At 49.6% G+C, this 12,805-nt stretch carries 11 protein-coding genes; 9 read left to right on the top strand and 2 right to left on the bottom strand.

Annotated elements, in window-relative coordinates; translation table 11 throughout:
- Nucleotides 1-4: 4 nt before the first annotated feature.
- Nucleotides 5-1,819: a sensor histidine kinase gene (locus tag ACU1JV_RS22475; protein WP_413987449.1), complete on the bottom strand. Its 1,815-nt coding sequence runs from the start codon at nt 1,817-1,819 to the stop codon at nt 5-7.
- A 207-nt stretch (nt 1,820-2,026) separates the two neighbouring features.
- Between ACU1JV_RS22475 and ACU1JV_RS22470 the strand changes: the two genes are divergently transcribed.
- From ACU1JV_RS22470 to ACU1JV_RS22460, 3 genes are read left to right on the top strand one after another with little or no spacing between them, the layout of a single operon-like run.
- Nucleotides 2,027-2,908, top strand: a complete 882-nt coding sequence (locus ACU1JV_RS22470) for a carbohydrate ABC transporter permease (RefSeq protein WP_013369185.1) — start codon at nt 2,027-2,029, stop codon at nt 2,906-2,908.
- Nucleotides 2,909-3,745 carry a carbohydrate ABC transporter permease gene (locus tag ACU1JV_RS22465; RefSeq protein ID WP_013369186.1) on the top strand — a complete coding sequence of 279 codons (837 nt, stop codon included), beginning with the start codon at nt 2,909-2,911 and terminating at the stop codon, nt 3,743-3,745.
- A 47-nt stretch (nt 3,746-3,792) separates the two neighbouring features.
- Nucleotides 3,793-5,088, top strand: a complete 1,296-nt coding sequence (locus ACU1JV_RS22460) for an ABC transporter substrate-binding protein (RefSeq protein WP_165083510.1) — start codon at nt 3,793-3,795, stop codon at nt 5,086-5,088.
- 83 nt (nt 5,089-5,171) lie between these two features.
- Here ACU1JV_RS22460 and ACU1JV_RS22455 read toward each other — a convergent pair whose 3' ends face one another.
- Nucleotides 5,172-5,711 (bottom strand): dihydrofolate reductase family protein, encoded by a 540-nt coding sequence (locus ACU1JV_RS22455; protein ID WP_040102242.1) that lies wholly within the window; start codon nt 5,709-5,711, stop codon nt 5,172-5,174.
- Between the two features lie 103 nt (nt 5,712-5,814).
- On the opposite strand from ACU1JV_RS22455, the gene ACU1JV_RS22450 reads away from it, so the two are divergent.
- The 6 genes from ACU1JV_RS22450 (at nt 5,815) to ACU1JV_RS22425 (ending at nt 12,805) form a co-directional block, all read left to right on the top strand.
- Nucleotides 5,815-6,747, top strand: coding sequence for a helix-turn-helix transcriptional regulator (locus ACU1JV_RS22450; RefSeq protein ID WP_165083512.1), 933 nt, complete (start codon nt 5,815-5,817; stop codon nt 6,745-6,747).
- Between the two features lie 145 nt (nt 6,748-6,892).
- Complete coding sequence (locus ACU1JV_RS22445; RefSeq protein WP_413987450.1) at nt 6,893-10,018, top strand: DEAD/DEAH box helicase; 3,126 nt, start codon at nt 6,893-6,895, stop codon at nt 10,016-10,018.
- 20 nt (nt 10,019-10,038) lie between these two features.
- Nucleotides 10,039-10,764 carry a hypothetical protein gene (locus ACU1JV_RS22440; RefSeq protein ID WP_058710970.1) on the top strand — a complete coding sequence of 242 codons (726 nt, stop codon included), beginning with the start codon at nt 10,039-10,041 and terminating at the stop codon, nt 10,762-10,764.
- A gap of 151 nt (nt 10,765-10,915) precedes the next feature.
- Entirely contained in the window at nt 10,916-11,821 is a 906-nt protein-coding gene (locus ACU1JV_RS22435; RefSeq protein WP_013369192.1) for a M15 family metallopeptidase, read from the top strand.
- Between the two features lie 352 nt (nt 11,822-12,173).
- The gene (locus ACU1JV_RS22430) at nt 12,174-12,467 is read left to right on the top strand and encodes a hypothetical protein (protein ID WP_235329958.1); all 294 of its coding nucleotides are present in this window, start codon (nt 12,174-12,176) and stop codon (nt 12,465-12,467) included.
- Complete coding sequence (locus ACU1JV_RS22425) at nt 12,467-12,805, top strand: hypothetical protein (protein WP_013369194.1); 339 nt, start codon at nt 12,467-12,469, stop codon at nt 12,803-12,805. Before ACU1JV_RS22430 ends, ACU1JV_RS22425 begins: the two co-directional genes overlap by 1 nt.

The raw sequence follows: 12,805 nt of genomic DNA, 5'->3' as shown, positions 1-12,805 counted from the left end.
CAGATCACTCTCCCTTAATATGAATTTCTGTATGGGGCTCAGTGCGAATTTCAAGTGTGAAACGAACGCCATGAGGCAGAATATTGTCTACACACAGGGTATTAGAACCATCCTCCGAGTGAAGTTGGATACGTAATAGAACATTACGAAGACCAATGGAGTTCTGCTCGCTAGGGTCTGATTCTTCATGGGCTTTCAGCGGACGTTTCAGCATTTGCTGGAGCTGCTCCAACTCGGTTGGTGGAATCGACGCGCCGTTATTTTCCACTTCAATCCTCACAATGCCTTCCCGGATTCGGAAGGCTGTAATACGAATCTTACCAGGCCCCAGCCGGGGATCGGCACCGTGTTTAAAGTAGTTTTCCACCAATGGCTGGAGAATCATTTTAGGCACTCGATCATTCAGAACTTGATCATCCCATTGATAGGTGACTTCTAATTGCTCACCGAAGCGTTCCTTTTGCAAATCAAGATATTGTTTTACATGCTCAGCTTCTTCCTTAAGTGTAACAACCGTATGGTCTCGCATGTTATAGCGCAGCATTTTGGCAAGGGAAGAGAGCAGAGAATAGATTCGCGGCACCTCATGCTGTAGAGCCAGTGTTCCAATAGACTGTAGCGTATTATATAAAAAATGAGGATTAATCTGTGCCTGAAGCGCTTTCAATTGGTGTGTCTTGTTAGCCAGTTCCAGCTTGTATTCCCGCAAAATGAGGTTATTGATGGTATCCATCATCTGTCTGAAACGACGCGACAGCACTCCAATCTCATCGTTACTCATCGCCCGGATGTCTACATCCAGCTGACCGGACTGAATCTGGTTTATGTAGCGAGTCAGCCGTTTAATAGGTTCCGTAATTTTTATTGAAATCCATAACGTGGCAACAATAACGAGCAGCAACGCTGTGCCTGTAATGACCGCATTGATCTGGGTCAGTTGGGTAGCCCGCAAATAAAGCGTCCGATGAGGGATTTTCTTGACGAGCGTCCAGCCTGACAGATTGGCATCCAGTTTGCCATATACGTGCAGTGCTGTATCATCTTCAATTACACCGTGCTCGTCTTCTTTAGAAATTCGCTTGAGTAGGCCAGATTCCTTCCAGTGTGTTCCAATGGATGATTCTTTTCCGCTATATATGATCGTTCCGTTCCGATCAATTAAAAATAGCTCCTCTGTATCTGCATCATACAACTGACGGCAAATACTGCGCAGCGGCTCCAGATCAACATCTATAGCCAGTACCCCAAGCGTTTCTGAAGACGGAATGTTCCGAATCGCCCGGTGGAGTGTAAATACCTGCCGCTTTGTATTCTGCTCAGCATAGGAAACTGCTGAAAAGCCGTACAAATGCTTTATGTGCGAGGGTTGTATGAACAGCCCGGAAGAACCGTAATGAATAGAACCGGTGAAGGGCTCCAGCCGGAACTCCCGTAGAGGGACCGTGCTGGTAATCAGTGTAGATTGCCCAGCCTCAAACGAATGCAAGTACACCTGGTCAATGCCTGAGGAAGCATTCATCATCGTTTGCAGCGTGGTGTAAATCTCGGCAACGGCCCGGTAATCATCCGGAATTTTAGCCAGGTTGCGCAGAAAATGAGGGTCATTATAGACTCCGATCGATGCGCGATTTAATCCCTGTAAATAGTTATCCAGATTCGTAATTCCCTGAAAAATAAGCCGTTCGTTTTCTTGGGTGGCCTGTTCCCGTAAGGATTGCTTGGTGAGGATGAAGGTCATGGTCATTGAAAGCAGCAACGGAAGAGTGACCGCAATGAGTAGAAACCAGATTAGGCGAGAACGAATGCTATGAAATTTCATGCAGGTAGCTCCTTTCACAATTCAAGGCAAGCCAGAGGTCAATATTTTCCCCCCTAATGGTTCACGATCTTGCGTGTTCTCCAGAGCGCTTATTCGACATAATGAACATGTGAATCGCATATCCATACGGATTCAACGTCCACACTGCTTGCAAGGATGCCGTAGAGGAGCGTTCCAGACACCAAAGAGAACAAAGGGGGGATCGGTTTGAATCGCGCCAAGTCGTCGCAATGGCTCCAGCAATGGATTTTTGTAGGGCCATCGACGTTATTTTTCGTTATCATTATTGTAATCCCTTTCATGCTAGGAATGTACTATTCTTTTACAGAGTGGAATGGGGTAGCCAATCAGGCAAAGTGGGTCGGGCTGGATAATTTCAGTCACATTTTATTTAATGATGACAAATTCGGGACAGCGTTCTGGTTTACCGTCCGTTTTACGGTGATTGGAGTGGTAGCTGCCAATATTTTTGGTTTTCTGCTGGCGTATTTTCTAACCAAGCCGCTAAAAACAAAAAATGTGCTTCGAACTATTTTTTTCATGCCTAATGTGATCGGAGGTCTGTTGCTCGGTTTTATCTGGCAGTTTATTTTCGTCAAGGGATTTGCAGCGATCGGCGAGAGTACGGGGTTATCCTTCTTCAACCTATCCTGGCTGGGAGATGAGATTACGGCCTTTTGGGGCATTGTGATCGTGTTTATCTGGCAAACAGCCGGATATTTAATGGTGATTTATATCTCTTCCCTTACCAATGTGCCCCGGGATATGCTGGAGGCAGCCGAGATTGATGGGGCGAGTCGGATGCAAATCTTGCGGTCGATTATACTGCCTTTGATCATGCCCGCCATTACGGTATGTCTCTTCCTGGCGATATCATGGTCGTTTAAAATGTTCGATCTCAACCTGTCATTGACGAAGGGTGGTCCCTTTGGTTCTACAGAGTCAGTGGCACTCAATATATACAATGAAGCGTTTGTCAATAATCGTTATGGGTTGGGAACGGCTAAAGCACTTATCTTCTTTATCATTGTTGCTCTCGTTACGAGCCTTCAGGTACGCCTGACGAAAAGCCGGGAGGTGGAATCGTAAATGGAAACAAACAATCGCTACCGCGTTGGAACCTGGGCGACCGAGTTGGTGATGATCCTCGTCGCATTGGTATTCCTCGTCCCGTTTTACTTTTTGTTCGTGAATTCAGTCAAAAGCTTTGGTGACTTGCTCACCGATTCTGCGGCCTGGCCACAAACCTTTGTATGGAGCAACTATGCTAGAGCTTGGAGCATCACGCGTTTTCCTGAAGCGTTATGGAACTCACTCGTGGTTACGGTGGTCAGCAATCTGCTGCTCGTACTGATCAGCTCAATGGCTGCCTATCGAATGGTTCGGCGTCCAACACGTTACAATCGGGTACTGTTCAGCCTGTTCGTGGCTGCGATGGTCATTCCTTTCCAATCGGTGATGATTCCTTTGGTCAAGGTTGTAAGTACGCTGGATTTAATGAACAGTATTAGTGGTCTGGTAATCTGTTATCTGGGATTCGGGGCTCCTATGTCCATCTTTCTCTTTCACGGATTCGTCAAAGGTGTGCCTGTTGAGGTGGAAGAAGCAGCTACAGTGGACGGTTGCACGCCTTACGGGGTGTTTTTCCGGATTGTATATCCGTTGATGCTGCCCATGATGGTAACGGTTATTATTTTGAATACACTCTGGATCTGGAATGACTATCTACTGCCTTCTCTGGTACTGCAAAAGGCTGAATTGCGCACCATTCCGATTGCAACCTATGCCTTTTTCGGACAATACACGAAGCAGTGGGATTTGGCTTTGCCAGCTCTGGTGCTGGGTATTTTGCCGGTCATCGCGTTCTTTCTGGCCATGCAAAAATATATTATACAAGGTATCATGGCAGGCTCGGTTAAAGGTTGAGTGTTGATTATGGTGCTATGAAACCTAGAATAGAAAGGAACATCAAAATGAAAACGCATACTTTTAAGAAGAAAGCCCAAGCACTGATTTTGCTTTTTGCAGCTTTTGCTCTGGTTTTGGCGGGATGTAACAGCAGTGGGGGGCAAGATGCAAGCAATGAGGAAGTTAAGGAGAAAACCATTCACATTTTTCAGTTTAAAGTAGAGATTGCAGAAGCACTAAATCGCATGAAGGGGGAGTATGAAGCGACTCACCCGGGGATTAAGCTCGACATTCAGACCGTAGGTGGGGGTAGTGACTATGGGGCGGCGTTGAAGGCCAAGTTTGCCTCTGGCGAACAGCCGGATGTTTTTAACGTCGGCGGTTATCGTGAGCTGGATACGTGGCTGGAATATTTGGAGGACCTGTCCGACCAGCCTTGGGTTGGTGATGTGGTCGATGTCGCCAAAGAACCGATGACCAAGGAAGGCAAACTGTACGGTCAGCCGATGAATCTGGAAGGGTACGGCTTTATTTACAATAAGGATTTGTTCAAAAAGGCTGGAATCACCGAGCCTCCTAAAACACTATCCGAGCTGGAGGCTGCTGCGCAAAAGCTGCAAGCCGCAGGGATCACACCTTTTTCCAATGGATACCAGGAGTTTTGGGTGCTGGGTAATCATTTGCTGAACGTGGCATTTGCCAATCAGCCAGACCCCTCGGCCTTCGTCAAGGGACTGAATGATGGTACAGCCAAAATTCCAGGCAATGCTGTATTCGCCGAATGGATTAAGCTGCTCGATCTGACGCTCAAGTATGGCAATTCGAAGCCACTCACGACTGATTACAATACGCAGGTAACGAACTTTGCCACTGGCAAAGCTGCCATGATGCAGCAAGGGAACTGGACTCAGGTCCAAATTGACGGAATTAATCCGAAGCTGAATCTGGGTATCCTGCCTATGCCGATTGGTGAAGACGCAACAGCCGGAGATAAGCTGTTTGTAGGGGTTGCCAATAACTGGGTGGTTAATAAAAATTCGTCTGTCAAAGCTGAGGCCAAAGAGTTCTTAAACTGGATAGTGACATCCGAGCAGGGGAAAAAGTATATCACCAAGGAGTTTAAGTTCATTCCGGCGTTCAAGAGCATCAAAGGCGACGAGGCCGATATGGGTCAACTGGGTGCCGAAGTAGTGAAATATAGTCAGGAAAATAAACTGCTGGGCTGGTTCTTTAGCCGTTATCCTGAAGGAGCACAGCAAGAATTCGGAAGTCAGATGCAAGCCTATGTGGCAGGTAAATCGGATGCCGGGAAGCTGTTCGAGGATTTCCAGAGAACATGGGATAATTTAAAGACCAAATAATGAAATGAAATACGCAGTAGAGCCTTCGTATGTCAGGGAGATTGCATGATCCTGAGCATACGAAGGTTTTTTTGTGAACATAATTATAAATGATAATGAAGTAGAACAATATCCCCGCGGCGTTCGATTTCTTGGAGTTCAAAAGTACTTGGCAGCGTTCCTTCTGGGAATAAGGGTATTCCTTGTCCCAGTACTTTGGGAATGATCGCAATGATCGCCTTTTCCAGTAGCCCAGCCTGCATGAAGGCCTGAACTAACTGACCCCCACCTACTAACCATACCAAACCTTCCGATTGTTTTTGTAGACGCGGAACCAGTTCAGACAAAGCCTCGTCCGTAAATGTAACATGTGGTGCCTGCTGTTGCTCCGTCAATGACCGGGTGAGTACATAACACGGCTTTCCGGCATAAGGAAAATCATCCGAAAGCTTTAACACTTCCTCATACGTCAGCCTGCCCATCAGCACTGTACTTACAGTATCGTAAAAATCAGCGTATCCATTGTCCCCGCCATCTCCTTTGACATCATACAGCCAGTCCACCGACCCGTCAGGCAACGCAATATACCCGTCGAGACTCATGGCGATATACAGCACTACTTCATTTGATTTCAAATCCTTCATCGTTCATCACTCCTTTTTATCTCTATGTTACAATCTATTTATGACATACTTTGTCGTAGTTAAATGATCGTCTAAACTTTATTTTTGATTAGAGGAGTACCTTATGAACGAACGCAGAATTGCTCTTATGAGGATACTGGATTCCCGAAAAAAATATACGGCGCGTGAGTTGGCCGAACGCTTTGGCGTCTCCGTCAGAACGATACAAAGAGATCTCGATTATCTGCAGCAAACCGGGTTGCCCCTGTATACCGAGACGGGCCCTCATGGCGGATACCGGGCACTTCCCAATCGGCTTCTTCCTCCCCTTCATCTTGCGCGCGACGAGGCACTGGGTCTTTTTCTCATGCTGCAACTGCTGGAAGACATTCCGGATATCCCTTTTGGATCGGTTCGTGGACATTTGTCCGAGCATTATTATGCCGAGCTTCCCCAGGATGTACAGGACAGCATTGACCAATTAAAGGATTACATTTCTTTTCGTATGATACCTACTCACGCAGACTCACCCTACACCTCGCTCATTTTGGAGGCTGCACTAAACAAGCGCAGGGTGAACATGCACTACCGCTCCGCTTCCGGGGCAAAGTGGACCCAGGTATATCCGATTGGGCTTTATTTTGATCACGGATATTGGTATATGCCAGCGCATAACAAAGACCGCATCATTCTGTACCGTTCAGATCGGGTGATCACCATCACGATACTAGATGAAACCTTGGACAGCCTCCCCACCCTTCAAGCATGGTTGGCTTCAGAGGATTCCCGTGTAGGAATTCCGTCCAAAATAAAATTTACCGCATTGGGTGCTAGGTTGGCCGAATCAGATACCCTCTTCCACAATGTCTCCCATCAGGAAGGCCTGGGTCAGGAATGGCACGGACATATCCCCGTTGAAGAGTTTAGGTATGTATCCAGACTTTTGTTAAAGTATGGGCCAGAAGCCGAGGTCGTATATCCGCAAGAACTGCGTATGCTGGTCAGGAAATTGCTGCAAGACAGCCTGAATCCTTATCTGAAGGATGATGAAGAATAAGAGGCAGTGCTTATAGTTAATCACATGAATATTTAAGGTTATTAACGTATGACTTTCCATTTATTTTTGTGATAAAGTTTTGAAATGAGCCCGTTTTCGTATATGATGAAGAGTAATAATTCAAAAGGCTGGACGGGAGACAGATATGAATCAACCGCTTTATGGAATATGGCTCGGAGATGTGTTTTTTTGCTTTTCTGGTGAGACGTCGGAACCACGTATTGATGCGTGGAGCAGTGTAATCCGCAGGCTGACGCTAAAGGGAGACCTTCGGCCGTTTCGGCAGGCTGCGTTGCGTCTTGCCGAGGTGCGGATACCTAACAATGCTCGCGTGGAAACCGCAGGCAGAGGTGGCAAGAGACGTTCCATGCTGGGGCGTACGCTGGAGGGTCTGGCACTGGAACCCCGCGAGACGATGACTCTGCTGACTCGCATGGACGAGAAGGGCTGTGCGGCATCGGGCATTACGCTTGGCGAGGAAATGCAATATTGGCAAAAGGCTGCTTATTTTGCGCTGGAGCTGATGCAGCGGGGCGAAATCGTGCCATCACTTACAGAGGCGCGTCCATCTGGACCGCGACGGCGCGGCCCGGATGCGGCGGTAGGGGTGTGGATTCCTCGGCTTCGCGAAGAGGAGGACATCCGCCGCTTTCATGAGCTGGCAGCTGCGATGCCGGCTGTTTGTATGGCAGCTCCGGCCGTTTTTGCGGGCAAGGAGCCAGAAACACGTGAGGATGCAGCTGGAATGGTGCTGTATTCCTTCTTGTGTGCGGTCGTTCATGCAGAAACGACCGCGGTGCTGGCTGCGTCAGATCGTGAATTGGGACGATATCGGGCAGATTATCGGCGCGGAGGATCACCACTGGCGGAGCTGTGGTGGAACAGTCTGTTGACAGGTTCGCGTCAGGTTGCGATTCAGGGAACGCCTGCTGAGATGGAGGAGCTGGTGCTTCAGGCGTCCTCTCTTAAGGGAAGCACGATGCCTATAACGGAACGGGAAGCCAAGGAACCCGTTGAAGGGCAATTGCGTCTGTGCCTTCGTTTGGAGCCTTCTTTGGAAGAGAGTATCCAGGAATGGCGCATTACCTTTTGGGCAGAAAGCGATGCTGAGCCCGGATTACGACTGCCTGCTTTGGCATTGTGGGCATATCCGGAACGTGATCTGGTTCGCGGTGAAATTGTGTACCGTCAAGTACAGGCGCAACTGCTGACGAGGCTCGGACAGGCGGCTGAAGCGGCACCTATATTGCAGGAAGCATTAAACCGCCCTTATCCCGAGGGACTGACCCTGGAGCCGGAGATGTTCTTCCGCTTCCTGACGGAAGCCGTACCTTCTTTACAAAAGAATGGTATCACTGTGCAAATGCCTTCACGCTGGAGCCGGGAGGGGCGAAGACGTGCAGGCTTGCGGCTTAAAATGCGCTCGACAGAGCAGGGTGCCAAGCCAGATGGTGTGATCGCCGATACATCGTCGGTTGGCATTAACCGCATGATTTCGTTTGATGCCGAGGCTGTGCTGGGGGATACGACCTTGACGATGGAGGAATTGGAAAGCATCGTCGCGGCCAATTTGCCTTATGTACGTCTCGGAGGGGAATGGATTGAGGTAGATCCCAAGGAAATTCGTCAGGTGCTGCGTTTTATCAAGCGCGGAGAAAACGGTGAAATGAGCTTGTCTGAATGGATGCATTTGGCTGCGGAAAATGAAAGTGCAGGCGAGGCCTCGTGGAAGGGCTTGTCCATCTTTGGCGCGGAATCCGCCGGATTGCTTGCCTCGTTGGCTGAGGGCGGGGTACTCCGTTCCGTAGAGCCGCGGCCTGTGCCGGAGACGCTGCATGGTGCACTACGGCCGTATCAAGAGCGTGGCTTTCAATGGCTGGCTGCGATGCGCGGATTGGGCTTTGGTGTGTGTCTTGCCGACGACATGGGGCTGGGTAAAACGATTCAGGTTATTACCTGTTTGCTCGATGGTGGCATCGGCGCAGATGATCAGCGTCCGGCGTTAATTATCTGTCCGACGTCTTTGCTTGGCAACTGGCAGCGGGAATTGAAGCGTTTTTCACCGGATTTGTCGCTTTATATTCACCATGGCAACCAGCGACTCCACGGTGAGCTGTTTCAGGAAAATGTACGAGAGTATGATATCGTCCTCACTACCTATCATTTGGCGGGCCGGGACGGCAGCGATTTATCTGCGGTCTACTGGTCTTCCATTGTGTTGGATGAGGCGCAATATATAAAAAATGCACGCACTAAGCAGGCACAAAGCGTCATGAAGTTGTCCGCCCCGCATCGAATTGCCATGACGGGCACGCCGGTAGAGAATCGGCTAAGCGAGCTGTGGTCTATTTTTCAGTTTTTGAATCCAGGGTATCTCGGTACGGCATCTTCATTCCGCCAGCGGTACAGTCTGGCAGGAGAGGAGCGAGGGTCCGCGTTGCGTGAGCTTCATCGCCTCGTCTCCCCGTTCATGCTGCGTCGGCTCAAAAGCGACCCGGATATTCGCAAGGATTTGCCAGAGAAGCTGGAGTTGAAGTCCTATTGTGTACTGACACCAGAACAGGCCGGATTATACCGCGGTGTGGTGGATCAATTATTAGGAACATTGGATGGGCAGGTCGGTATGGCCCGTAAGGGGCTTGTTCTGTCATCGCTGACCAAGTTGAAGCAAATCTGTGACCATCCGGGTTTGATCATCCCAGGCCGTGCTGACAGCAGTAAAACAGAAAACTCGGGTAAAATGGAGCGACTGCTGGAATTGGTAGAAACCATTCGCGAGAACGATGAATCGGCGCTGATTTTCACCCAATATGTGTCGATGGGAGAACTGCTGGTATCCCGTTTGGCCAAGATTTTGGGAGAAGAGCCATATTTCCTGCATGGAGGACTGGCGAAAACCAGACGGGACGAAATGGTTCACAACTTCCAGCAGGGAAAAGGACCGAATATATTCGTACTTTCCTTGCGTGCAGGTGGCGTGGGTCTGAACCTGACGCGTGCCAGCCATGTCATTCACTATGATCGCTGGTGGAATCCTGCGGTGGAAAATCAGGCGACAGACCGAGTATTCCGTATTGGCCAAAGCCGCAACGTACAAGTGCACAAGCTGATTTGTCAGGGGACACTGGAGGAAAGAATCGACGAGCTGATCGAGAGCAAAAAGGCCCTTTCCGAGCAGGTTGTCGGCTCTGGAGAACATTGGCTCACCGAAATGTCTGATGATGAACTGCGTGGTCTGATTGCGTTGCAAAATGACGTATGGATCGAGTGAGCAGAGAAAGGATGAAGGCGATGACGAGACCGCAAGTGAAGCTGAAAGTAACTGACGGTCGATGGATCGTGGAATTAGACGGCAATGGGCCAGAAGGTAAATCGACGGGTGTACCTTTCGCACATCCCGTTCAATGGACTGGCCCAGTGCCTGTACTGAACCTGGAACAGCGAGGGGCATGGCTGGAGCAGTTAAAAGCGGAGCCTTTGGACATCTACCGTCTTCTGAAAGGGGAAGCATGCCTGTCGCTGGATGAGATTGTTCAACTCGCAGCTGAGACCGCCATCTCCAGCAGAGAGAATGGGCTGGGTGCGGTTGAAGACGTGAAGAAAGCTCTTCAGGCCGGACTGGAAAACGAGCCACAACACTGTCCGGCGTTGATCGGAATGACGCAGGAAGAGCTGCTGGAATACGTGTTTAGTGCTTGGGCTGGAGAGTTATCCCATATGCAGAGAACATCCCCCGCGCTTGAGCCTACCTCACGCGCGGAGGGCGGACGCAGCGGAACGGCAGCGATTAGCGAGTGGATTGCAGAATCTGCAGCTGAAGGAGCGTTACATCGTCCCGGAGCAGGCTTTCATGCCATTGAAATCCGCCTACCGCAGAAACTTGCTTCCAAAAAGGAGACCGATATTACGTCCTTGCTGCCAGGGTTACCCCGTGCCGAAGAAGCATTGAAACTCATACGTGAACGGGTAGCCGAGCGAGCCCAGGCTGCAATCCCGCAAAAACGTCATAATCCGTAATAATTCGGGTATATGCTTTCTTTTTCGAGTCTGTTCACCCTCATTGGATAGGATAACGGCTTCGAAGAGTGTCCAAAGTTCAGTTACAATGAGGGAACGGAAAAGTCACTGCAAGTCATGTATCAATTGCAATATTGGAGGAGATACCAGCATGAAACGACATATACAACAGACGCGCACATCTCAGCGATGGACCAAAGCGCTCATTCCGGGGCTGATCTTGCCAGGGCTATTGCTGGCAGCTTGCCAGCAAGGAGGATCAGGTGGACAGGAAAGTGAGCCATTAAAATCATCCACAACGGTACAGGAGAATGTACAGCCTTCCACCCAGACGGATGCGGGGAATGGCAGTACTAGCGCTGGACAAGCCTCTGCGGATACAGGAAGTGGACAGGCTGATCCTGTGATGGCGTTGCGAAGCCAAAGTGCACTGCAGGCCACAGTTAAGGAAGAGGATGGAACTGCGGTTGTAACCAATGCGACTTCGGATACAGTCGTGGTGAACAAAAAGCGCAGCTTGCCTGTGGGCTACGTCCCGGATGATCTGGTAGAGCCGCAGGTGCCTTTTTCCTTCGAGGGACCGCATGAGAAGCGGCATTTGCGTAAGGAAGCGGCAGAGGCACTGGAGAAGCTGTTCGACGGTGCGAAAAAGGACGGCATTGAGCTGCGTGCGGTATCGGGATACCGTTCCTATAAGCGTCAGGTGTCTATTTTCGACAACAATGTAAAGACAAAGGGGCAGGAATATGCCTCTAAAGTCAGCGCTGTACCAGGTACGAGTGAGCATCAGACGGGATTGTCCATTGACGTATCCAGCCCCAGCGTAGGCAATGTGCTGGAGCAATCGTTCGGAGCTTCCAAGGAAGGTCAATGGCTGGAACAACATGCACCGGAATACGGATTTATTATTCGTTATATGCAGGGTAAGGAAGATGTGACCGGCTATGTGTACGAGCCTTGGCATATCCGTTATGTGGGAGTAGACATTGCAGAGGATGTAGCCAAGCAAGGGTTGACGCTGGAGGAATATTTCGACGAAAACAATATCAAGCTATAGGCGCTACAACCAAGCCGTAATCCTGGGGATTGCGGCTTTTTGTCGTATTTTTCTTCCAAATTGAACCTTTTCAAGGTAGAATCTCGTATAGTGAACGACGACAGAAGCTTGAATTTATAGTAAACCTCATGACAGAAGCGTACAGGAAGGGAAGGGAATCATCATTTATTATTCATTAACGTATCGCGAATGGTCAGAAGACACTCAAAAGGAACTGCGCAGCCTGACACGGGAATCCGTATCGGGAGATGAGCTGTTTCTGCGCAAGCTTGTAGACGCTACGCGTCTCCATGACAAACTATGGGCGCATACCTCGAATGAAAGTGAGGAGCATACGGATCATTCCGTCTATGTGACCGAATTTACAGGGGAACGTGCAAAGCCTTACGGCGCGTCGATCACGGACCTCGTGCTAGCCAGTGAGGGAGGCTATACGTCCACATTCAGCGCATTGTACTGGGTATGGCATGAGCCTGCGTTCCGTAGCATGGATCAGCGGGAAGGCTCGGTATTTACCTTAGACTTAGCCCAACGGCTATTGGATCACTATACGGTATTGGGTGGCAAAACATACGAATTTATATATTCGGTATTGGACCCTCAGTTGAAAAAGGTGCATTTGTTTGTGAAGGAGGTCGATCTGTGATGGAGCATTCTTGGGAAACCATGAAATCCAAGCCCGGCTCTCGTGCACGGATGGCGGCCTTTGCCCTGATGTTGGCTGTCCCGGCCGCTCTGACGGGTTGCGGTGATGACGAGTATTATGACTGCGACGAGCTCCCTGTATCAGAGCAAACGGCCTGTCGGGATTCAGGCAGCAGCGGGTATTATTATGGCGGATCGACCTATTATAGTGGAGGCTCCTCATATCATAGCAGCCGTTCTTCCTCCAGCTCTTATCGCAAAAGCTCGTCCTCATCTTCCAGTTCACACAGTGGTTTTGGCAGCAGTGGCTCACGCAGCGGCTTTTTTTCTGGGGGTTAA

The organism is Paenibacillus sp. T2-29 (assembly GCF_052921365.1).
This window is presented reverse-complemented; position numbering and strand designations above follow the sequence as displayed.